Genomic DNA, 20,175 nt, shown 5'->3' on the forward strand with positions numbered 1-20,175 from the left:
CGGTCCGCCTCTATGCCGCGATGCGGCCCTGACGCTTGTGCACGATGCGGTGCGGGCAGCCCGGAACGAGGACATGCTGCTTCACGAAGGGCGAGAACGGGCCGAAATATTTCCCTTCCGGCAGCACAATCTCGATGAAGGGAGATTCCCGGGTCAGCACCGGCAGCACCTGGCGACGGAGCATCTCCTGGGAAACCGGCTTCGTCACGAGGCCGTCCGCTCCGGCCCGCAGGACCCGAGTCACCGTATCGGTTTCGGTGTCCGAGGTCATCGCGACCATCGGCAAAAAGCGATCGATGCCATCATCGCCGGATCGCACCGCCCGGATGAAGTCCAAACCTCCCATCGGCTCCATCCGAAGATCGGTGATGATCAGGTCCGGCTTGTTCTCCAGCCCGCCCCGCAGATGCAGGAGGGCGGCCGAGCCATCCCTCGCCTCGGCGATCTCGACATCGAGCACCGGGATGTTCCGCAGCATGCGGATGATGTGGCGGCGCATCACCGCCTCATCATCGACGACGAGCACCTTCACCTGGGTGCGAGCCTTCATCCAGTCACGACCGATGCTCATGCCAAGTCTCCTCGTTGCGGCTCAGCGGCCTTCGTTCCACAGCGCCTTCTGGCCAAGCAGGGGACCTGCCAGGAAGCCCAGAAGCGAGCGTTCGCCGTAGGTCTGGAACACCAGCACCTCGACCCCGCTGCTCAGCGGATAGGACGGACCTCCCGCCCTTCCGGGGAAGGAAGTGGGGCCGATGGAGGCTTCCACGGCGAAGGTGCGGCGCCCCGTCTGGTCCGCCTGGGAATCCGGGGCGATCGACAGCAGGCGTCCTTCGATGCCCTCATGGCTGCCATCGTCCCCCGCCAGCACGATGCGGACCGGTCCGCCGACCTTCAGATGCCCGCGCTCGGAAGCGGCCACTCGGGCCTCGACCCGCAGCTCGCCTCCTTCCTCGACGATCTCGGCGAGCTGCTCGCCCGGCTTGACCGCAAGCCCGGGCCCCGCCGCGGCGAGGGTCTTGATGCGGCCGGACACCGGAGAACGCAGCACCGTGCGCCGATCCTGTTCGCGGGCCTTGCGGAGCTGCTGCTCGGCTTCATGGAAGCGGCCCCGGGCCTCCGCCAGATCCTTCGACGCAGCCTCCATCTGCGCGCTGCGCAGGACGGAGAGCTGAAGAGCGGCCGCCTTGGCATCCGATTCGCCCTTGGCGAGCCGTCCGCGCAAATCCTCGACCTGGCGGCGCTGATCGTCGGCGCGGTTCCTCGGGATCACGCCCATGGACGCGCCTTCCTCGAGACGGCGGAGAACGGACAGCCCCGCATCGAGCGACTGGCGGTAGGCCGCCAGCGGAGCCGTTTGGGCGGCCGTTTCGGCCTCCTTCGCGGCCAGCTCATCCCGGCGGCGGGAAGCCCGAAGCTCCCAGGCCGCACGGGCCGAGCGAGCGATGCCGTCGGGCAGGCCATCGAGCAGCGGTTCCTTGCCCGCCATCTCGGCTTCGAGGCGCAGCACATCGGCACGCGCCGCATCCGACGCATAGGACAGCCTCTCGACATCGGCGGCCGGCAGCGAGGAATCCAGCTCGAGGATGGGCTGCCCGGCCTCGACGCGGTCCGAGGGGCGCACCAGCACCCGCGAGACCAGACCGCCTTCGGCGGAGCCTACAGCCTGGACGCGGGACGGAGCGACGACGACCCCCTGGGCCGTGGCCGAAGCATCCCATGGCGTATGGTCGGCTGCGACGATTCCTCCCGCGAGGATGGCGGCCGAAGCGACCGAGAGGATCCAGCCGGCGCGGACGCGCTTCTCCTCGATGGCGATGAGCTCCGTGCCGATGCGTGCGATGGCGGTCATATCCGTCTCCCTGTCCGATCCGTTGTTCAAGCCGAAAGCTCGGCATCGAGGGCCTGCTTCGCCGGCATGGCGGCCGCCATGCGGGACATCGCCCCGATCGCCTGGATGACCGCGCCGACCGAGCGGGCCGCCAGGATGTTGGCGACGATGAGGTTCTGCGGGATGGCCAGCGCATCGCCGAGCAGCGGGCCGGAGGCGATGGCCGCGCCCAGCATCAGCGTCGAGAACAGCAGCCCGATGCCCCGATCCGTGCCGGCGGCCCGCTCCGCATGCATCCGCCGCGCATGGGCATCGACGGCCAGCGCCGCGGCTTCCGCTTCATCCTGGGCCTTGGCGAGGCGCCCCTCGGCCGCCACGAGATCGCGATTGAGGCGGCGCGAGCGGGCCGAAGCGAGCAGCAGCACCACGACCGCCAGCGCAACTACGGCGGAGCAGGCCGTGCCGGTGGCGGTACCGGCGACGACGAAGATCGGGGCCAGGAACAGGACGGCGAAGGGCAGATCCAGCAGCGCCGCCACGGATCCCGCCGAGAACGCGCCCGACACCATGCGGGCCACATTCATGCGGGCCGACCGCTGGGCAGGAGAGCCAGCCGCGCAGGCCCGCAGCAGGGCGATGTCGCCTTCCGGCCCGGAAGCGAAGGCCAGGGCCAGCAGCGCCTGACGCAGATCCGAGAGCAGGAAGCGGAACAGGCCGAAGGCGAGCAGGAAGCCGGTAAGCACCAGGATCCCCGAAGCGTAGCCCGCTTCGCCGAACCGCTTGAACGCCAGCGACACATAGGCCGCACCCGCCAGATCCAGCATCCACATGATGGCCGTGGCGAAGATGGACTTCCCGAACGTTCCCGGGCTTCCCGCCAGCCTTCCCCAGATCTCGCCGAACATGCACCCCTCCCCATCCCGTGCCGGGCCATGTCGCCCGTGGTGGAGGAAATGGGGCGGCGGAGATCGGATCGGACGGCCGATCTAACGATCGTCAAAGACACGCGACCCAACTCCCCGTCGACGCAACGACAGGGGAGGGCCGCAAGCATGCCCGATCGACTCGCCGCCCTCGACGAAAGGAACCGCCAGGCCCTCGCGCGGTCGCTCGGGCTCGAGATGCTCGACCTCCACCTGCAGGCCAAGGTCCGCATCGGAGACGCCCGCCTCGACTCCTTCGAGCTGCTTCTGCGCGGCCACGATTCCTCCGGCCTTGTCGGACCGATGAGCATCATCGACAGGGTGAAGGAGCGGGAGGCCGGGACACGGCTCGATTTCGCCGAGGTCATGACATGCCGTGCCCTGGTCATCTCCAGGGAGCTCCGCATGAGGAGGCAGCCGGTACCAGTCGCCATCAACATCGATGAGACCGACCTGATCATCGAGGACCTCCCCGAAGCCATGCTCCGGCTCATCGAGGAGAGGGCGCCGGACGAGAGGGCGATCGAACTGGAAATCACGGAGCGCGACCGCATCGGCGATCCCCATCGCATCGCGGCCATCCTCGCTCCCTTCGCCGAGAAGGGCATCCGCATGGCGCTGGACGATGCAGGCTTCGGGGAAAGCTACGAAGGAGGCGGGGAGGATCTCCGCCGCATCCATGCCCTTCCGGTCCAGAGCATCAAGCTCGATCGCGGCGTCCTCTTCGGCGACGATCACTCCTCCTCGAAGAAGAAGGCCGGACGGGCCTTCAGGCATGCCAGGCACATCGCCCGCCAATACGGAATCGAGCACATCGTGGCCGAAGGCATCGAGACCGAGACCCACCTCGCCTGGTGCCGCGAGCATGGCATCCCCATCGCCCAGGGCTACCGCTTCCACAAGCCCGAGGCCCTGGACGCCGCTCTGGTCAGATTCGGCTGATCCTCGGACGGCGGAAAGCCCAAAGCGCACCGTCGATCAGGGCGCAGGCCGCCGGCACGGCGATCCAGCAGGCCAGCACCTGCATCCATCCCGCCTGCAGAAGCGCCCAGGACGCCGCCGCCCAGCCTGCGAAGCCGAGCAGCGCGAGGCCGCCGATCCGCACGATGGCGAACGCCGCGGCCAGAACGCCCGCCATGGCCAACGCGTCTCCCGGTTCCATGCCGACCTCCACTTCGGTTCCCGGAGAACATGTGTCCCGATCGACCCCTTCCCGGCCCCATCTCCCCTTTGGAGAGACCGACCCGCCGGACGAAGGCCCGGCACCGAAGAGAAGGAAACCGCGCATGACATATCTCCACGCCGTCGATCTGGACTGGGAAGAGTTCCCGCTGCCCGGAGCCGTTCCGCCCTCGCCGAGGAACAGGGACCGCATCCGCACGCTCGCGCGGGCCGTCAGGGATCTTCCCGAGGATTCGGAAATCGGCGCCATCGTCGATGCCTGCTTCGACCTCGCCAAGGCGCTCGACGAGGATGGAGCCGATGCCGCCGCCATGAGCTTCGGCGAGGGGATGGCTCCCGGCATCCGAGACAAGGCGATCCCGATCCTGTCGCGCGCGCTGGAAGGCCACGGCATCATGCCCCTCCAGCCCATCATGACGCCGAACGGCATCGCGCTCGAAGAGGACGCCGCTGCCCGTGGATTCCTGATCATCCTCGCGGAAACCGATCCCAAGGCCCGATGCGCCCTCTGGCGGATGCGCTGGACCGACGCGAAGCTGGATGCGGCGGACGCCCGGGCGAAGCGCGGCCTTCCCACCCCGGCGAAGGGCAGGCCGGAAGCCGATGAGGATCTCGCGGATCTCGCGGCCGACATCCTGAACGATCGGGCCGTCGATGCCATCCTCCGGCACCACGAGCCGGCCCTGCACGCCGAGCTGGCGACCATCGGGCGCCCGTGCATCACCAACGAAAGGCCCTGGATCCGCAAGCTCGGACGCCTGCGGCTCCCCTGATGCCCTACCTGGATACCGCCTCTCCTCCCCCTTCGTCGCCGCGCCGCCGGTTGCGAGGGGGGAGAGGGGGGTAGGACGATCCGGCTTCCAGGATGTTCCTCGCCGCAGGCCGGATGTAGCGGCCGCTTTCCGGGCGCTGGACATCGAGCAGGGCGTCCGAAGCCGCCGGCGCCGGGCCGCCATCCGCTCCATCGGAACCGCCGGAGGGCGCGAAGCGGCGGAGCCAGGCGATCGTCCCGTCCCGATCCGCCAGCATGGCCTCCAGCGCCTCGATCCGATCCTGCAGCATGGCCGCCGCGGCCCTGTCCGACTCGCGCGCGGCCCTCGCTGTCTCCAGCTGATCCTCCGCGGCCTCCCTGGATGCCTTCTCCTCCAAGGCCCGCCTCGCGACGTCCCTGCGGTTGGCGCGTTCGCCGTCCCATTTGGCCTCGGCGTCCTCGCGGAGCCGCTTCTCGTTCTCCCAGCGGCTGACCGCCTCCGCACCGGTCCGCTCGATCTCCTCGACCCGGGCCGAAAGGGCCTGGACGGAATCGCGGCTCGCCGCCAGCTCCGTCTCCACCGCCGAACGCGCGGCGGACTGACGCGCCGCCTGCTGCATCAGAGCCTCGACGCGTTCGCGCAGGGAGGCGTTCTCCACGGTCGCCGGAACACCGACCGCGAGAGCGTCGGCCGCCATCTGGCGATACCGCTTGATCTGGCGGACGGCGGCCAGCGGAAGACGGCGCGAAACCTTCGTGTTGTCGCGATGCGCGAAGCCGCAAGGGGCCGACACCTCCAGCCAGAACGCGTACTGCAGCTCCTTTCCGGCCCGGACGAACGCCTGATTGCCGATGCGGCCCGGAATGCCGCGACCGCTGGCCGCCCTCTTCGCCCGGTAGCACGGATGCAGCTCCACCGAAGGGTCCTTGGAGAAGCCCTGGTAGTGCCGGTGCAGGTATTCCTCGTCCCGGTGCTCATAGACCGACCGGAGATCCTCGCCGAGCAGACGGCCCATGAACCCATCCGCCAGGCCGAAGTAGATGCCGGCCAGCTCGGAATCCGCCGCCGTCATCGCGGCGATCGGCACCGGATAGGAGACGACGGCGGAGAAGAGGCGAGTCATCGTCGAATCAGGGCGGCGGAGATGGCGCTTGCCCTTCGCGAAGCCCTGGCCCTCGATCTCGATCGGCGTCGCATACCACGCGTCCAGCTCCTTCTCGAGCTCGTCCGCCGTCATCCCGAAGACATGGATCGGCGCCGCGGGCGCATCGACATGGGGGAAGAAGCCCGGACGACGGGCCATCTCTCCAAGGATGTCGGAATAGGTCCTCGGAGGGTTCTTCCGCTTGACCGACCCCTTCGAGGCCTTCAAGGCCGTCCGGAGCGCATGCAGGAAGCCATAATCCTCCTTCCCCTCTCCGGTGCCCAAGCCGATGCCCTTCATCGCGTCGCCCATCGCCGCCTCCATCCTTCGTCCGCTCATTCCTGCGGCTCCACGCCACGCTCGAGATCCCGCTGGATCCTCGTGGTGATGTCCTCGCCCCGCGCGTCGCGCACATGCGGCCCGGCCGGATCGAGGATGATCGGCGCATGGGTTCCGCGGTCCGTCCGCCCATAGGGCGAATCGTTCGTCTTCTCGACATGGAAATGCACGGCGTCGTCGTTGATGTCGCGCTCCATGACCAGCAGCAGCGACGAGCTCTGCCGCAGGGCGACCGCCGTACGCTTGTCGTCCTGCGCCGCCGCGAGGATGGCCAGATCCTCCTCCTTGGCGATGTCGCGCAGGGCCCGGCCCACGCCGAACCAGAAGGTCTCCTCGCGGATGCCCTTCTCCATGCCGCCGATGCACTGGACGTAATCGAGGATCACCACCTGGATGCCGTAGCGGTGCTTCGCCCGCAGGATCTCCCGGTGCAGCGTATCGACCGTCGGATTGCGCAGCTCGAGATACACCACGTTGTCGGGCACCTGCTCGACATAGGCGTCGCGGTTGGCCCGCATCATGGCGAAGCCTTCGTGGGACTCGTCGAAGGTCCAGGCCATGCGGAGGTTCATGCGCCGCGCGACCATGCGCATCTCGAGCTCTTCCGCCGTGCTTTCCAGCGTGATGTAGAGGGTCTTCACGCCCTGAAGGTTGATGTTGTCCGATACGGTGGCCAGCAGCGCCGACTTGCCGGAGCCGTAGGACGATTCGATGACCACGAAGGTCCTGGGGCGGATGCCGCCGAGGATGAGCTTGTCGAGCTCGACGATTCCCGTGGTGATCGCCGGTCCGCAGGCCAGCCGCTCGTCGATCGCCGTCGCGGCCACCTCCCGCTTGGTCCGCATCAGGCCGGTGCCGCCCTGGGCCATGCCGGCGCGCAGCCTGCGGAAGCAGGTCGACATGGCCTCCTCGGGAGCGCATTCCTCGTTCGAGGCGGCCGCGATCAGTTCCAGGGCCGCCGAAATGGCCTCGCGCCTGTTCGCCGCCAAGCGGAGGGAAACAATCGCATCGGCCATGCAGGAGGCCGAGCCTTCGCCGCGCGAGGCCAGATCGCCGAGGAAGGCCGATCCGCCGAAGGCCTCGAGGGCATCGCGGCCAATCTCGAAGCCGACCACCTGCGGCGACGGATCCCGGCCCTTCATCACCACCGAGAGGGCGGCCGAATAGAGCCGGCGCAGGACGCCATCCGAGAAGCAGGTCTCGTCGAGCGCGAGCACATGCTTCTTCGCCTCGCTGGCGGAGGAGGACAGCAGGCCGCCGAGGACGAACGCCTCGAGATCGGTGTCGGACGGCATCGGGACATTCAGCAGCGCCGACGAAGGCGCGCGGCCCGGCAGGGAACGGACGGAAGCAGCGGTGCGCATGGTCATGATGCCCTCCTCAGACCGCGAACTTGTAATGGCTGTTGGCGAGATCGGCATTGCGCTGGATGGCCGCCGCCATGCCCGCCGTGACGCCCATCTCCTCGGCCGTCGTCACCATCCTGGCGGTGGTCGCGGGCGACGAGCGGAGCCTGCGGACCGAGGCCTGCGGCGAAGCGGCCGGCGCTCCGACCCCCATGAGCTTGTCCGCGTAGGCCGCGGCTTCCTCGGGCTTCTTCAGCGCCCATTCGATGAAGGACAGCGGATTCTCGAGCGGGATCTCCTCCGCGTCCCGCAGGCGCATGACCTCGATCGCCGCCTCGACATCCTTCATGCCGAAGCCGCAGGCCGGCGACAGCAGGTGGTAGAGGCGCCGGAGCGCCACCCCCTTGTCGGTGCGGTGCTCTTCATGGAGCAGGGCGGCCGTGTCCTCGACGAAGATCCTCTTCTCCGGATCGACCGGCGGCTTGGCCGGGGCCTTCCGCTTCCTCTTCGGGGCCGCTTCATCGGCCGCAGCGGGAATGGACACCTCCGGCATCGGCTTCGCGGCCATGCCGGAAAGCTCGTCAAGGCCGAACAGGCTCTGCTGCTGCGGGGCAACCTGCTTCACGACGGAGCGGCGCGGCGCGACAACGGGAGGCGCCGGCGGATCGACGCGGGGGATTTCGCCGACGCCGTTGATGGCCGCCTGGGCGAACGCCTCGTCCGGATCCAGCGGCGCCGCCGCAGCCACGGGAACCGCGGGGGCTGGGGGCCGGGGGGCCTCGGCGATCGGGGCGAAGAACGGATCAACCGCCGCCTTCCCCGCATCCTGCCCGATGACGAAGCAGGGAGGAGAAGCCAGACGGATGACGGCCCGGCGGCCGGACGACACCAGGGAGATCCAGCCCGCTTCGGACAGCCGGGCGAGGAAGCGGCGGACCGTCGTCTCGGGACGGCGCCAGTCGTCGGCCAGTTCCCGCTGGGACACGACGACGGCCCCATCCGGGGAGAGGACCAGACGGGCATGCAGGTCGAGCCACCCGAGGAGGTGATGGTCCTCCTTCAAGGGCAGGGCGGCGCGGAGCGCGCGCACGTCGAGCGTCGGAACGATTGCCATGATGGCCTCCAGAAGCCTTGCCAGGTGCGGGGCGTTCGCCCTCTTCATCGTGGAGGCTGGGGTTGCTCCGCCATGCCTCGATCAGGATATGGAGCGATCCCGGGAATCCGGCAAGCTCCTATAAGCCGCTCTGATCGAAATTCCCGGAAAGCAGCTCCACTGCTGCGATCATGCGCCCGGATGCAAGCGGCTGCCGCATCCGAACCCGACGGCTCCTTCCGGACCCAGATTCTCCGTGCCGGGCAATCGTGCCGGCTCGGGCCAATGCCCGCACACGGAGGACCCCGCATGAAGAAGTTCACCGCCATCGCGGCCGCGCTCGCGCTGTCCGCTTCCCTCTCCGCCTGCGCCGGAATGCCGGGCGCCAACGGCCAGGGCGGATTCCAGCTCGACAAGCAGACCATCGGCACCGGCATCGGCGCCGCCCTCGGAGGGCTGGGAGGCTCGATGTTCGGCGGCGGCAACGGCAAGCTCATCGGCACGGCCGCCGGCGTCGCCATCGGCGGCTACCTCGGCAACCAGATCGGCGCCTCGCTCGATCGCGCCGACAAGGCCTACGCCGATCGCTCGCTGTCCCAGCTCCAGCCCGGGCAGTCGAACAGCTGGCAGTCCAGCACCGGCAGCAGGATGACCTTCGTCGCCGGCCCGCAGGTGCAGACGCCGCAGAACGCGCCGCAGAACTCCGTCTGCCGCACCTACCAGCTCCAGACCTTCGAGGCCAAGGGCGGCGGCACCCAGAGCCAGGGAACGGCCTGCACCGCCGACAACGGCTCGACATGGAACTTTTGACGGACTTGCCGTCGAGTCCGGAGAGCGGGATCCCTCGGGGTCCCGCTTCTTCTTTGCGCAGGCGGTACGCGCGTGCGCGCGAGGATTCCCTCGGGCTTGGGGCATGGCACGACGAAAGCCGGCCCCCGAAGGAGCCGGCTCGCCGCATCGATTCCGGAATGGCGCTTGGCCGGCCCTAGGCCCCGACCGCCTCGCCTGACCGCGCACGCATGCGCTTGAGCGCCAGGCTGACGCCGGCATCCGTCATGCCGACCACCTGGGCAATCGAGGCTTGCGAGAAGCCAAGGCCTTTCAGGCCGTGGATGGCCTCATCGCGCGCGCTGCGCCGCTGCCTCAAGACATCGCCGAGCACGCGGTGGACCGTCCCCTGCGATACCTGGAACTCGACCGCAATCTCGGCCACGGCAGCGCCCTTGGCGAAAGCCGCCCGCATGCGGGCATGCCTCTCCTGCGACTTCGCGTAGGGGCCACGGCGCCGGACCTCCTTCTCCGCTTCCGCCTTCACCCCCTCAGGCCCCAGCACCCGCCGAACGGTCGCCTTCGTCGCCTCAACCAGCGCCCTCGTCCTGGAACCCATCCATCCGCTCGAAATCCCCATCGCCTTCTCCTGTCCATCTGCGCCGCACCAGCGCGGTCCACCGCCCGCGCCTGGTCGGCGCCTCCTCCCTTTCCCTGTCTCAAGCCAGGAGCGGCAGGACCTTCCTCCGCATGCCGTCGAGCGCCTCCGCAGCCGGAGCGCAGCCGTGCATCGCATGCGTCAGCGCAAGGACCAGTCGCTCGGCCGCCTGCCCGGGCTGTTCCCGGATGGACGGCACATTCCAGAAGACGCACTCGACCGAGATGGCGCTGCTCTCCACGATGGACAGCATCATCAGCTCGTCGGCGGCGCTCGGCATCTTCGTCACATCGACGAGGCTGGAATATCCGTCGGTGACGGCGGCGACCATGACGCGCTCGACCACGCTCCACGCCGCGTCGAACGCAGGGAGAATGGCTTCGTCATCGGCCCATCCACCGTCCCGGACGAATTCGCCGAACGCCCGGACCGCCGCCGCCGCGCCGCTCGCCACCAGAACCGGATGCTCGCAGGCGTCAAGGACGATGCGGCACTGCTTGGCCGTCTCGGCCATGCCTTCAGCGGCCTCGAACAGGTCGGAGTCCTCCTGGTTCTCCACGGCGGCCTTCAGCAGCAGCACGCCGGCCATCAGCCTCGAGGCGACGGAGACGAATTCCGCAATCCGAACCGGACTGGCGGCAATGGAGCCATCGAGCATGGCATTCCCTTCCATCCATGCCGCATCGGAGCGGCCCGCCCACCGCGCCCTGACGGCACCTTCCCTTACGGCTCCATCGGCGAACGCGGCACGCATGCGGGCACGCCTCTCCTGCGCCTTTGAACCCACCAAGCCGTTCGAAATCCTCATCGTCGTCTCCATCCATCCATGCCGCACCAGCGCGGCCCGCCAACCGCGCTCGGTCGGCGCCTTCCCTTCCTGATCTCCGGCTTCAGCCGAGCAGCTCGGCGTAGAACTCCCCAACGCGCAGCAGCTCGGCGGCGCTCGCATCGGACCGAAGGCAATTCGCCCGCGCCGAGACGATGAGCAGGTTCCCCGGCACGTAGCCCTTCGACGGGTCCAGCCGGTCCAGCGTCGCCGAGTCATGGCCATGCCCCTGCGAACCCAGCGAACGCCGGAAGCGCATTCCCAGCACCGGACAGCGTCCATCCGCCGGCCAGATGCGGGCGACGTCCTCGACCGTCAGGGAGAAGGGGATGCCCTTCGCCTGGGCCCTGGCCCTGGCGTTCGCCACGAGGCTGCGCAGATGATGCTCGTCTCCCGGCTCGGAATGGCTCGGCGCACGGCACTCGCAGCAGCCGTTGCCCTTGACGTAGCGCCAGCCGACATGGCCGTGCGGGCAAGGCAGCAAGGAGAACCACCGCTTCATCCGCCGACGCTTCGCCTTCTCCGGCGAGAATTCGGCGGCCAGCAGCTCCTCGGCGGAAACCCAGCACGGCGCCGCGCCGCCGCCTGCCCCCGCTGGCGGAGACATCTCGAGAGGAACGAGGCCATGGCTGCGGAACGCCTCGTGCAGGGCGGATTCCGAGGCCGGCACGAAAGGCTTGGCGGTCCGGCCGCCCCGGACCTCCGCGAACGAGCCGAGAAGGGCATGGAAGAGCGGACCGGGTTCCGACGCGGCAGCCCGGGCACGGCAAAGACCATCCGGACCCTCGACGGCGAAGCCGACGCAGCAGCCCTCCTTCCCGGCGCGTCCGGCATGCCGGATGAAGACCTCCAGCCCGTCGATGCGGAAGTCGGGCGCGCCAGGCTTCGCGGGATGCGCGGCGGAGCCCATCACGGCATCCTCCGGGAGGTCCGCTGGATGTCGATGCGCTGGAGCAAATCAACGACGCGGCGCAGGCCTCCTTCCGGGAGGCGGACCGTCCAGACCCCATTGGCCAGCAGATAGGCATGGAGCCCCGGACGACGCGCCCAGAAGGCCTCGGCGCCATCGAGGACGATTGGCGGAACCGGAGGCGAGACCCGAATCGTCCTCAGGACCTCCGGCCCCTCCTCCCGGATGCCGAGGCGCTCCATGGCTCCGCCGGACACAAGGAGCAGCGCCTGGGGCGCACGGCGCCAATGCAGGGCCAGCCGCCTTCCGACGGAAGCCACACCCCCATCGCTGCGGCATCCTGCGGCCAGCACCGTTCCGTCTGCGCGCTCGACGCCGATGAGGCAGGATTCGTTCATGGACCCCTCCATCATGCCGCCGCTGCGAGCGAAATCGGCTCGAACACCGCGAAGAGCTCGGGCGCCAGGAAACGATTGCCGCCATTGCAGGAAATCGAGCGGCGCACCTGCTCCGTCTCGAAGCGGACAGCCGGCCAGGCCGCCAGGCACCGCTCGCGGACCGCAGGCAGGTCATGCTCGCTCAAGACCACCCGGATGCCCCGGGCGGCCGCATCCGCGCACAGCGCCACCAGGCGGTCATGCTCGGCCGGACCGAACGGGCTCGAATACCCGGTGAAGCGGGACGTCGCGCTCAGCGGGGAATAGGGCGGGTCGCAATAGACGGCATCGCCCTGACGGAGAGCGGCGAAGGTCGCCTCGAAGCCCTGGTGCCGGATATCGGCTCCTGCCGCCTTCGCGGCGAAGGCCCGGAGGGATTCCTCGGGAATCTCCGGCGAGGCTGGCCGCCCGAACGCCACATTGAAGGCCCCGCTCCCGCTCCGCCGCCAGAGCCCGTTGAAGCAGTGGCGGTTCAGGTAGAGCATCAGCGCGGCCCGCTCAGCCGGAGACTGGCCACCGGCATTGAATTCCGCGCGCAGCCGCCGATAGGCTTCCTTGTCGTTGCACGCCGGCGTGAACAATGCCCGCGCCTCGGCGAGAACGGCTTCCGCGTCCTGCTGGACCGCCCGGTGCAGTCCGATGACATCGGGGTCGGCATCGCCCAGGAGAGCGGATGCGAAGGGCAGGTTCAGGAAGACCGCCCCCGAGCCCACGAAGGGTTCGACCAGACGCGTTCCGCCGCCCAGCAGCGATTCGACGCGCTTCGCCAACCGGGCCTTGCCGCCCGGCCATTTCAGATAGGATTTCATTGAGACGCTCCACGCGCGCCTCCAAGCCAGGCCCAGGACCCAGCCGTCCCTACGACGGGACCTGCGCGCTCGCCAAGACGCGCGCCGGTCCTCGGCGCTCAGCGGTCCGGATCCTCGGACCGCTCCATTTCACTTCAGCGATCGCTGCGCAGGAGCTCGCTCAAGTCGGAAGGTCCCGGGAAGGCTCCGCGCCCTTCCAAGCACGGCGTCAATCCCATCACGAGCCCGGAGGCGTCCCGCTCGATGATGAAGCCCCGCCAGTAGGAATCCGTCCGATTCCTGGTGCCGATGACGAGCATCTCGCCATTCTTGAGGATGTTCCTGCCATCGAGGTAGTACGCCGCCTCGAGCGTGCCGAGGATGGAATACTGCCGGACCTGCTTCGCCTCGTATTCCCATCTGAGAGCCTGCAGCGACGCAACCCTATGGCTCGAATACGAGGCCAGCTCATGAATCAAGTAGAGGTCCTGGCCATCCGAGCGGCCAATCGCATGGAAAACGAGCGCGAAGTCCTGAATCCTATCCGCCGGTTCGCAGGATTCAACCATGCTGCGGGCCACGGCTTCGAGGCAGTCCGTTTCGGCCACCAATTCCGCGATGCCATCCTTCCTGCTCTTCGCTTGTCCCATGATGCTTCGTCCTTCCATCCAATGCCGAGCGGTCCGCGCTCTCGTTCCACGGAGCGCGGACCCTTCGGCCTGCTTCCTCTTCCTCGTCAGGCGAGATCCGCCGGCATGCCGTGCCGCACGACGCCGCGAATCCTGGGCGGATACTCGCAGTCGGTCTTCGGGAAACGTCCGGCGCCCTGCTTCACGAAGACCGGCACGCCGCGCTCGTCGCAGGCATCGACGATGTCCTCGACCCAGGCCCAGTCCAGAGGTCGCCAGCCAGGGCCCGACTCGCCGGCCACGACGACCCAGTCCAGAGTGCCGTCGGCCAGCCAGGGGCGGATATCGACGCGTTCCAGAAGCGGCTCCATCGAGACCCAGCGCCGGCCCGGCGCCTCGACCCGGCGAAGGTCGTCCAGCCGCTTCAGCGAGGCCCGGCACCCGACGGTCACCCCGGCCCAGATGCGAGCATCGAAGGCGATGCGCCGCGACACCTCGGCCATGCGATCCGAGCGCTTCGTCAGCACGAGGAACCGGGCTTCCGGGTGCGGATTGGCCGCCATCGCCGCGAACATCCGCTCGACGAATTCGTCCGGAACCCCGCGATGGAAGGTGTCGCTCATCGAGTTGACGAACAGCCCCCGCACGCGGCTCCTGCGCAGCTCGTCGATGGCCTCGGGAACCAGGCCGATACGGCCGGTCCAATCGCCATCGGCCACGACGCCCTCGTAGCCTCGGGAGCCTTTGCCCTGATGCCGCGCCGCCCAGCCGACCGCGTAGCATATCCGGCACTCGGGGCCGTATTTCTCGCATCCCTTCACAGGCGAGACCGTGCCCTTCGCCCAGGCGATGCCCGTGCTCTGTCCCATGCTCTCCCTCCCTATCCGATTCAGGCGGCGATGCCGCGCGCTTCCCCGATGCGTGCTCGGGATTCCGCCGTCCACATCCAGCCGATGGCGTCGAGCTTCTCCAGCTGGGCGTCCCAGTCCTCTTCCAAGTCCTCGGCCAGCTCCTTCGCCATCGGCATGGACCAGCGGCCCGCCGCGACATCGGCGAAGATGTCGAGCGCAGTGAAGCCGTCGATGGCCTCGCGCAGACGCCCGAACGGAATCCTCGCGATGAGCCGGATGGGCGGGTCCACCATCTCCTCGCCGTACCAGACCATCGGTCCGGCCCGGAAGGCTTCGGCGAACCGCCCCTCGCCATGGAAATCGACCGCGCGACCGCGATGCACCTCGAGCACTCCCTCGTCGAGGTCCGCAATCCAGCCCCATTCGCATTCCGGATTCGCCGCATACCCGCCGGCATCGATGTACCATCCCGCCCGCAGCATGCCCGGCAAGCCGTGCGCCGCGACGAAGCCGGCCATGCACAGGAACGGCGAATAGCCCTCGACCTCGATGCGTCCGTCCTGCACCAGTCCGGCCAACGCCAGGCTCCTCACCATGGCTTCTGGCATCGGCTGATAGGCGTCGTCATTCCACGGCACCGGCGCCATGGCATCCGCCAAGCCGCGCAAGCGCGAGACCCCACCGGACGCCACGGCGTCAGCCAGGAATCCGGCGAGCCGCACGCCAAGCCTGCACGGATGCGAATCAAGCATGCTGAACGACGCCTTGAGCGTACCGTTCGAGACGACGCCCACGATTCCCCTGGTGCCCATCCTGCTTCTCCTTCCGTGCCGAGCGGCTCGCGCTCTCGACCCCGGAGCGCGGGCCCTTCGGCCCCTCACTTCCGGATACTTCTCCGGCGCCCGGCCGGATCGTCCGTCATCGAATGCCGAGGCGGCCTGCTCAGCGCAAGCGCTGCGCCTCTTCGAGCCGGTACTGCACGACGGCTTCGGCGAGGGGAACCGGAGGCTCGTCCGCGTCGTAGAACACCCAGCGACCGTCCACCAGCAGGTAGCCGTACTCCGCGACGTGGAACGCCTCCGCGCTCTCGTAGCGCTGCGCCTCGCACCCTTCATCGCCCCTGTCGCGGCCGTAGGCCCGGCACCAATTCCGAACGCGCTCGAGCTCCGCCGCAGTCGTGTTCCGGTCCGCGAAGCAATGCTTCTCGCCGATTTCGGACCCGAGCTTGGATAGGTCCCCCAGGCCGAGCAGCCGGCCGACCTTCTCCGGGTCATTCCAATGCTCGTGCAGCAAGGCGCCGACATGCCAGAGGCCGCCGTCAAAATGGCAGTAGATGGCCTCGATGCTGCCGTCCTCGTTCTGGCGCCCAATCATGCTCCGGCTGCCCATCGCGTCGTCCTCCATTCCGTGCCGAGCGGCTCGCGCTCTCGGCCCCCGAGCGCGGGCCCTTCGGCCTCCCTCCTCCCTTCCCTTCGTCCCATCCAGCGGATCCCGGCCGTCGGCGGCGGCGACGCGCGCCCGGCACGGCGCGGCAGCAGCTCCGACGATCTCCGGACGTTCCGTCCTGCATGGATTGCTGGGAACGGACCGCCTCCTCGCTTTTTCCTTTTCCGGAGTCGGTCCTAGCTCGGCGATGCCGGCTTCCCATTCCATTTCCCTTTTTGATTAAGCATCTCTATGTAGGAGGGCTCCGGGAAACCGGTTTTGGGAAGGTCATCCGGGAAACCGATTCCGCTTGGCTTCCCGTTTCCCGAATGCGATACCGGAAGCGAATCGATTCCGGAAACCGACATGACGAAGACCGAAGCCTGGGGGCGCTACGACCCCTCCCGCGTAGAACCCCCGACCTGGCTGGTCGAGGATCTGCTGCCCGAACGCGCCACGGCCTGCATGTATGGCGCGCCGAACCTCGGCAAGTCGTTCGTCGCGATCGACTGGGCGCTGGCGATCGCCACCGGGCGACCGGCGCTGGCCGGGCACAAGCGCACTCGGATCGACGTCGGACGCGCGAAAGCCCCCGGCAAGGTGGTCCTGTTCCCGGCCGAGGGCGTCTTCGGCCTGAACCGCCGCATCAGCGGCTGGCTCCAGCACAACGGCATTCCGACCCAAGAGGGCGAGGAGATCCTGCACGATCGCCTCTTCATGCCGCCGGGCGAATGCCGCTTCGATCACCCGGCCGACTTCGAGACGCTGATGCGCGGCATCGAGCGCGAGTGCAAGGACCTCGACCTGCTGATCCTCGACCCGCTGGCCAGCTTCATGAGCGGCGACGAGAACGCGACGCAGGACATGCAGCTCATCGTCAATGCCATGCGCCGCTGCGTCGATCGCTTCGGCTGCTCCGTCCTCGTCGTCCACCACGGCGGCAAGAGCGCCTATTCCTCGGAACGCGGCTCCTCGGCGCTCCGCGGCGGCGTCGACGCCCTGTTCAACCTTTTCCGGGATCCCAAGACCCGGGTGCTGCAGATCAAGACCGACAAGCAGCGCGAAGCCGAGAAGCACGCGCCGATCCCGATCAATCTCCATCGCGTGCCCGAGCTCGGTCCGGACAACGAACCCATCCGCACGGAAAAGGGCTTCATCGTCTATCTCTCGCGGGTTCCGATGATCGATGCCCACGCATTGCAGGTGCAGGAAGCGAAGCACGCCGCCATGGAACACAAGGCCCAGGCCGACGAGACGGCTGCGCTGGCCGACGAGGACGACGAAATGCAGCCGCCGGCCCAGAAGATCGATTCGCGGGTGCAGCGCACACGGGACAGGGCCCGGCTGATCCTCGAGCACCTGACGGAAGAGGGTCTGCGGGAGGGCGAGGACTGGCACGCCTCCCTTCCGGCCATCGTCGCCCGCTTCGCCGATCGGGCGAAGACCGAGTCTGGATGGAAGCGCTCGTCCGTAGAGCGGACGCTGGAGGTGCTCCTGTCGAGCGGCCATGTCGAGGAAGGCCCGCGGCAGGACGACAACAAGCGGACCTTCAGGGCTACCGGGCTGCCCCTCGAGGAATAGGGATCAGCCCTCCCGGGACGCCACCAGGCGCAGCGCGGGCCGATCCATGGCGGCCTTTCCGGCCGGGGTATCGAGGAAGCGCACCAGCGCCTCGGCGCCGCACTCCTCCGCCGCGGCGACGCGCCGCAGGGCGCGATGGATGCCCTCGATCAGGGACGGCACCTGCTCGACCGGCACATCCCGGCGCGACGAGAGGTAGGCGGCCGCCACCCGCGCCGACAGGGACACCATCGGAGAGGGGGCGTCGGATGCGCGCTGCGTGCTCGGCATGGCTGTCCTCCAGCGGGAAACGGAACCTTTCGGGAGCATACCACCGACGAACCGCGAACGCTACCCGGAAAGCCCCGGAATCCCTGGGGACTCCAGAACGGCCAAGAATTACCTCCTGGGGGATCGGGAACGGCATCCGACCCCTCCATCTCTTACCGATCGGGGGATGTATAACTACCTCCTGGGGGATTCCGGCCTATCGGAATCACGGCGGATCAATGGGATGCCAGAAGACTCCGAAGCTCGAAATGAACAGCAGGAATCCATCGCTCCCCCAGCTGGTAATATTTCAGCCCCCAGGAAGAAAGGGATGGCCCCCAGGAAGTAGAGCGACTTCCCCCAGCAGGTTATCGACACCCCCCGCGAGGTAATCCAAAAGCCGCGCGGATTCAATGGGATGAGATGCTTATCCACAGGCCGGAACGGCCACGAAGTAGAAGTCTAGAATCCTAGAAGATTGCGCTGTGGATAACTTCAGGAGTGGGATCGGCTGGCTTGGGAGCGTGATGAGAGGCCCGATTGCTCCCCAGAAGGAGCTGTCCGGACGACCGTGCCCTACGGACAAGACCTCGTACGCATACGGCGAACGGCCCCCAACCAATGGGGCCATGATGCCCCAACCCATTGATCCGACTCAAGACCTTCCGCAAGAGTCCTGATTCTCTTACCGATTGGGGGCGCCGGATGGCTCCGCGAGAATTACCTCTTGGGGGATGCCGACCGGCGCCTGCGCGGCCACCACGATCAGGCTTGCGCCGGACGAACGATTACCTCATTCTCTTACCGGGGTAAGCGATGGAGGTAAGAGATGGGCGGAGGCGAAGACGACGGGATCGACGACGGCTCGGTCGTTTCCGTCGAGATCCTGAGCGAGCACGACGAGGCGCCGCCGCTTCCGCCCGGACGGCACCGGACGCTGGATCTCCGCCCCGGCCACGGCGAGATGATCAAGCCCGCCGAACTGATCGATGTCTCCGGGCATGGCCATCTCACCCTCTCGGACAAGCGGATCTACAACGCCCTGGTGGCCAACGCCTTCGGACCGGCCATGGGCGAACGCGGCCGCGAATTCCAGATCAGCACCACCCTGCTCCGCGGCAGCCACAAAGGCAACGAGCGCCTCAAGGACAGCGTCGAGCGCCTGATGAAGACCATCGTCCGGGTGCGCCTGTCCGACGGACAGACCCGCCGCGTCCAGCTTCTGGGCGCGAATGACCTTCACGACGATGAAAGACAGGAAGGTATTTTCACATACAGCTTTGATCCGAAACTGATCGGCCTATTGAAGAATTCCACCGTCTTCGGGAAGCTCGAGATCCAGGTGATGATGGCCTTCACCTCGTCCTACGCCCTGTCCCTCTACGAAGCCGTCGCCCGGCGGCACCGCCTCCAGCACAAGACGTCCGAGAAATTCACCATCGAAGGCCTGCGGGATCTGCTGGGCGTGCCGGAAGGCAAGCTCGATGTCTGGGGGAACCTGTTCGAGAAGGCCATCAAGCCAGCCATCCGCGAGATCAACGGCCTGGCGGCCTTCGGCGTCGGCATCCGCCCCATCAAGACCGGCCGCAAGATCACCGGCGCCGAGCTCTCCTGGTGGAACAAGAACGAGGACGAGCTGCGCGACGCCTTCCGGGAGATCCAGCAGCCCAAGGTCGGACGGAAGGCCCGGATCGAAGGCCGCGCCGAGGAATCCACCCGCTCCCTGCAGGAAGCCCTCGCCTCCCTGCCGAAGCCCAAGCCCCCCAAATGGTAAGAGTTCGAATCGCTGGACCCCGCAGGAAAGCTCGATTCCGGACGACTCCCCCCGCGAAGTAAGAGATCGGCGGCGCGGCGACAAGATCGCGTTGTCCGCCAAGGACTTGACCATCCATGCGGCGGCGAGGGCGATGATCCAAGCCCTGCCCTCCATCCCGGGCCCTCGCCGCCATCTCGCCGCCGCGACCCCATGCAACCGCTTGATCCAGCGGAGGAATCGGCTCCGCTTCGCCGCCGCAGGCCGTCGTGGACTTGAGGCGGCCACCATGCCAGAATCCCCGGGAACCAGCCGAGGACCCCATGCTCTTCGCCGTGCAGCTCGAAGCCGACAGCGACGCCCTCGACCACCACCGGATCTACCGGATGGAGGTCGAGCGGGATCTGCTGGGCGATGTGATCGTGATCATAGCCCACGGACGCCGCGGCTCCCGCCTGGCGGCCCGCTCCATCCAGGTTCCGGATCTGTCCGCCGCCCAGGAATTCGTGCGCTCGAGGCTTCGTCGCCGGGCGACCGCGCCCCGCCGCATCGGCTGCTCCTACCGCATCACCGCGCTGGACACCCTGGACGACCCGACGCCCTACCTCCTCGATCCGGCCGCCCAGCGTCGCATGGAGCAGGAATAGCCTCCGTCCTTCCCGGATCGTCCGGCCACATCTTCTCCCCATCGAC

23 protein-coding genes are annotated in these 20,175 nt (G+C 68.0%); 6 read left to right on the forward strand and 17 right to left on the reverse strand.

Features of this window, described 5'->3' with window-relative positions; genetic code table 11:
* Positions 1-10 precede the first annotated feature (10 nt).
* Genes WV31_RS10570 through WV31_RS22090 form a run of 3 tightly spaced genes read right to left on the reverse strand, consistent with a single transcriptional unit; the run spans position 11 to position 2,733 of the window.
* Positions 11-571, reverse strand: coding sequence for a response regulator (locus WV31_RS10570; protein ID WP_085373542.1), 561 nt, complete (start codon positions 569-571; stop codon positions 11-13).
* A 21-nt stretch (positions 572-592) separates the two neighbouring features.
* Positions 593-1,849, reverse strand: coding sequence for an HlyD family efflux transporter periplasmic adaptor subunit (locus tag WV31_RS10575; RefSeq protein WP_085373543.1), 1,257 nt, complete (start codon positions 1,847-1,849; stop codon positions 593-595).
* 26 nt (positions 1,850-1,875) lie between these two features.
* Positions 1,876-2,733, reverse strand: coding sequence for a hypothetical protein (locus WV31_RS22090; protein ID WP_068438588.1), 858 nt, complete (start codon positions 2,731-2,733; stop codon positions 1,876-1,878).
* Positions 2,734-2,880: 147 nt separating this feature from the next.
* Between WV31_RS22090 and WV31_RS22095 the strand changes: the two genes are divergently transcribed.
* Positions 2,881-3,693, forward strand: coding sequence for an EAL domain-containing protein (locus WV31_RS22095; RefSeq protein WP_168185912.1), 813 nt, complete (start codon positions 2,881-2,883; stop codon positions 3,691-3,693).
* Here WV31_RS22095 and WV31_RS21585 read toward each other — a convergent pair.
* Positions 3,680-3,913 (reverse strand): hypothetical protein, encoded by a 234-nt coding sequence (locus WV31_RS21585; protein ID WP_145980821.1) that lies wholly within the window; start codon positions 3,911-3,913, stop codon positions 3,680-3,682. The two genes, WV31_RS22095 and WV31_RS21585, sit on opposite strands and share 14 nt — an antisense overlap.
* Positions 3,914-4,037: 124 nt before the next feature.
* Here WV31_RS21585 and WV31_RS10590 point away from each other — a divergent pair, with 124 nt between their 5' ends.
* Complete coding sequence (locus WV31_RS10590) at positions 4,038-4,706, forward strand: hypothetical protein (RefSeq protein ID WP_068438576.1); 669 nt, start codon at positions 4,038-4,040, stop codon at positions 4,704-4,706.
* Between the two features lie 4 nt (positions 4,707-4,710).
* Here the strand turns inward: WV31_RS10590 and WV31_RS10595 are convergent, their stop codons facing one another.
* Genes WV31_RS10595 through WV31_RS10605 form a run of 3 tightly spaced genes read right to left on the reverse strand, consistent with a single transcriptional unit; the run spans position 4,711 to position 8,628 of the window.
* A complete protein-coding gene (locus tag WV31_RS10595; RefSeq protein WP_145980822.1) occupies positions 4,711-6,141 on the reverse strand; it encodes a hypothetical protein in 1,431 nt (476 codons plus the stop codon).
* A gap of 23 nt (positions 6,142-6,164) precedes the next feature.
* Complete coding sequence (locus WV31_RS10600; RefSeq protein ID WP_168185913.1) at positions 6,165-7,538, reverse strand: DnaB-like helicase C-terminal domain-containing protein; 1,374 nt, start codon at positions 7,536-7,538, stop codon at positions 6,165-6,167.
* A gap of 10 nt (positions 7,539-7,548) precedes the next feature.
* Positions 7,549-8,628 carry a hypothetical protein gene (locus WV31_RS10605; protein ID WP_145980823.1) on the reverse strand — a complete coding sequence of 360 codons (1,080 nt, stop codon included), beginning with the start codon at positions 8,626-8,628 and terminating at the stop codon, positions 7,549-7,551.
* Between the two features lie 288 nt (positions 8,629-8,916).
* Here WV31_RS10605 and WV31_RS21590 point away from each other — a divergent pair, with 288 nt between their 5' ends.
* Positions 8,917-9,417, forward strand: coding sequence for a glycine zipper 2TM domain-containing protein (locus WV31_RS21590; RefSeq protein ID WP_068438565.1), 501 nt, complete (start codon positions 8,917-8,919; stop codon positions 9,415-9,417).
* A gap of 175 nt (positions 9,418-9,592) precedes the next feature.
* Here the strand turns inward: WV31_RS21590 and WV31_RS10615 are convergent, their stop codons facing one another.
* The 9 genes from WV31_RS10615 to WV31_RS10655 form a co-directional block, all read right to left on the reverse strand.
* Positions 9,593-10,015, reverse strand: a complete 423-nt coding sequence (locus tag WV31_RS10615) for a hypothetical protein (protein WP_085373549.1) — start codon at positions 10,013-10,015, stop codon at positions 9,593-9,595.
* 79 nt (positions 10,016-10,094) lie between these two features.
* On the reverse strand, positions 10,095-10,787 hold the full coding sequence (locus tag WV31_RS10620) for a hypothetical protein (protein ID WP_145980824.1): 693 nt from the start codon (positions 10,785-10,787) through the stop codon (positions 10,095-10,097).
* 136 nt (positions 10,788-10,923) lie between these two features.
* The gene (locus WV31_RS10625; RefSeq protein ID WP_085373552.1) at positions 10,924-11,769 is read right to left on the reverse strand and encodes a hypothetical protein; all 846 of its coding nucleotides are present in this window, start codon (positions 11,767-11,769) and stop codon (positions 10,924-10,926) included.
* Positions 11,769-12,167, reverse strand: coding sequence for a hypothetical protein (locus WV31_RS10630; protein WP_145980825.1), 399 nt, complete (start codon positions 12,165-12,167; stop codon positions 11,769-11,771). The genes WV31_RS10625 and WV31_RS10630 overlap by 1 nt, the downstream gene beginning before the upstream one ends.
* Before the next feature lie 11 nt (positions 12,168-12,178).
* Positions 12,179-13,015 (reverse strand): DNA adenine methylase, encoded by an 837-nt coding sequence (locus tag WV31_RS10635; RefSeq protein ID WP_085373554.1) that lies wholly within the window; start codon positions 13,013-13,015, stop codon positions 12,179-12,181.
* A gap of 134 nt (positions 13,016-13,149) precedes the next feature.
* Positions 13,150-13,644, reverse strand: coding sequence for a hypothetical protein (locus WV31_RS10640; RefSeq protein WP_085373555.1), 495 nt, complete (start codon positions 13,642-13,644; stop codon positions 13,150-13,152).
* An 86-nt stretch (positions 13,645-13,730) separates the two neighbouring features.
* Positions 13,731-14,492, reverse strand: a complete 762-nt coding sequence (locus tag WV31_RS10645; RefSeq protein WP_085373556.1) for a DUF5131 family protein — start codon at positions 14,490-14,492, stop codon at positions 13,731-13,733.
* A gap of 20 nt (positions 14,493-14,512) precedes the next feature.
* A complete protein-coding gene (locus WV31_RS10650; protein ID WP_085373557.1) occupies positions 14,513-15,286 on the reverse strand; it encodes a hypothetical protein in 774 nt (257 codons plus the stop codon).
* Between the two features lie 130 nt (positions 15,287-15,416).
* On the reverse strand, positions 15,417-15,878 hold the full coding sequence (locus WV31_RS10655) for a hypothetical protein (RefSeq protein ID WP_085373558.1): 462 nt from the start codon (positions 15,876-15,878) through the stop codon (positions 15,417-15,419).
* Between the two features lie 387 nt (positions 15,879-16,265).
* On the opposite strand from WV31_RS10655, the gene WV31_RS10660 reads away from it, so the two are divergent.
* Positions 16,266-17,480 (forward strand): AAA family ATPase, encoded by a 1,215-nt coding sequence (locus WV31_RS10660; RefSeq protein WP_085373559.1) that lies wholly within the window; start codon positions 16,266-16,268, stop codon positions 17,478-17,480.
* 3 nt (positions 17,481-17,483) lie between these two features.
* Here WV31_RS10660 and WV31_RS10665 read toward each other — a convergent pair whose 3' ends face one another.
* The gene (locus tag WV31_RS10665) at positions 17,484-17,750 is read right to left on the reverse strand and encodes a hypothetical protein (protein WP_145980826.1); all 267 of its coding nucleotides are present in this window, start codon (positions 17,748-17,750) and stop codon (positions 17,484-17,486) included.
* Positions 17,751-18,558: 808 nt separating this feature from the next.
* Between WV31_RS10665 and WV31_RS10670 the strand changes: the two genes are divergently transcribed.
* Complete coding sequence (locus tag WV31_RS10670; protein ID WP_085373561.1) at positions 18,559-19,503, forward strand: replication initiation protein; 945 nt, start codon at positions 18,559-18,561, stop codon at positions 19,501-19,503.
* Between the two features lie 302 nt (positions 19,504-19,805).
* Complete coding sequence (locus WV31_RS10675) at positions 19,806-20,129, forward strand: hypothetical protein (protein WP_085373562.1); 324 nt, start codon at positions 19,806-19,808, stop codon at positions 20,127-20,129.
* The last annotated feature ends 46 nt before the right edge of the window (positions 20,130-20,175 follow it).

Source organism: Magnetospirillum sp. ME-1 (genome assembly GCF_002105535.1).
In the GTDB taxonomy this organism is placed as follows: Bacteria; Pseudomonadota; Alphaproteobacteria; order Rhodospirillales; family Magnetospirillaceae; genus Phaeospirillum.

Excerpts from the sequence above, each read along its gene's own strand:
- WV31_RS10645 (WP_085373556.1), bottom strand. The coding sequence starts at position 14,492 with ATGGGACAGAGCACGGGCATCGCCTGGGCGAAGGGCACGGTCTCGCCT.
- WV31_RS10635 (WP_085373554.1), bottom strand. The coding sequence starts at position 13,015 with ATGAAATCCTATCTGAAATGGCCGGGCGGCAAGGCCCGGTTGGCGAAG.
- WV31_RS10670 (WP_085373561.1), top strand. The coding sequence starts at position 18,559 with ATGGGCGGAGGCGAAGACGACGGGATCGACGACGGCTCGGTCGTTTCC.
- WV31_RS10630 (WP_145980825.1), bottom strand. The coding sequence starts at position 12,167 with ATGAACGAATCCTGCCTCATCGGCGTCGAGCGCGCAGACGGAACGGTG.
- WV31_RS21590 (WP_068438565.1), top strand. The coding sequence starts at position 8,917 with ATGAAGAAGTTCACCGCCATCGCGGCCGCGCTCGCGCTGTCCGCTTCC.
- WV31_RS22090 (WP_068438588.1), bottom strand. The coding sequence starts at position 2,733 with ATGTTCGGCGAGATCTGGGGAAGGCTGGCGGGAAGCCCGGGAACGTTC.
- WV31_RS10605 (WP_145980823.1), bottom strand. The coding sequence starts at position 8,628 with ATGGCAATCGTTCCGACGCTCGACGTGCGCGCGCTCCGCGCCGCCCTG.
- WV31_RS10575 (WP_085373543.1), bottom strand. The coding sequence starts at position 1,849 with ATGACCGCCATCGCACGCATCGGCACGGAGCTCATCGCCATCGAGGAG.
- WV31_RS22095 (WP_168185912.1), top strand. The coding sequence starts at position 2,881 with ATGCCCGATCGACTCGCCGCCCTCGACGAAAGGAACCGCCAGGCCCTC.
- WV31_RS10615 (WP_085373549.1), bottom strand. The coding sequence starts at position 10,015 with ATGGGGATTTCGAGCGGATGGATGGGTTCCAGGACGAGGGCGCTGGTT.
- WV31_RS10600 (WP_168185913.1), bottom strand. The coding sequence starts at position 7,538 with ATGACCATGCGCACCGCTGCTTCCGTCCGTTCCCTGCCGGGCCGCGCG.
- WV31_RS10655 (WP_085373558.1), bottom strand. The coding sequence starts at position 15,878 with ATGGAGGACGACGCGATGGGCAGCCGGAGCATGATTGGGCGCCAGAAC.
- WV31_RS10650 (WP_085373557.1), bottom strand. The coding sequence starts at position 15,286 with ATGGGCACCAGGGGAATCGTGGGCGTCGTCTCGAACGGTACGCTCAAG.
- WV31_RS10660 (WP_085373559.1), top strand. The coding sequence starts at position 16,266 with ATGACGAAGACCGAAGCCTGGGGGCGCTACGACCCCTCCCGCGTAGAA.
- WV31_RS10570 (WP_085373542.1), bottom strand. The coding sequence starts at position 571 with ATGAGCATCGGTCGTGACTGGATGAAGGCTCGCACCCAGGTGAAGGTG.
- WV31_RS10595 (WP_145980822.1), bottom strand. The coding sequence starts at position 6,141 with ATGGGCGACGCGATGAAGGGCATCGGCTTGGGCACCGGAGAGGGGAAG.
- WV31_RS10625 (WP_085373552.1), bottom strand. The coding sequence starts at position 11,769 with ATGGGCTCCGCCGCGCATCCCGCGAAGCCTGGCGCGCCCGACTTCCGC.
- WV31_RS10640 (WP_085373555.1), bottom strand. The coding sequence starts at position 13,644 with ATGGGACAAGCGAAGAGCAGGAAGGATGGCATCGCGGAATTGGTGGCC.
- WV31_RS10590 (WP_068438576.1), top strand. The coding sequence starts at position 4,038 with ATGACATATCTCCACGCCGTCGATCTGGACTGGGAAGAGTTCCCGCTG.
- WV31_RS10620 (WP_145980824.1), bottom strand. The coding sequence starts at position 10,787 with ATGCGTGCCGCGTTCGCCGATGGAGCCGTAAGGGAAGGTGCCGTCAGG.
- WV31_RS10675 (WP_085373562.1), top strand. The coding sequence starts at position 19,806 with ATGCTCTTCGCCGTGCAGCTCGAAGCCGACAGCGACGCCCTCGACCAC.
- WV31_RS10665 (WP_145980826.1), bottom strand. The coding sequence starts at position 17,750 with ATGCCGAGCACGCAGCGCGCATCCGACGCCCCCTCTCCGATGGTGTCC.
- WV31_RS21585 (WP_145980821.1), bottom strand. The coding sequence starts at position 3,913 with ATGGAACCGGGAGACGCGTTGGCCATGGCGGGCGTTCTGGCCGCGGCG.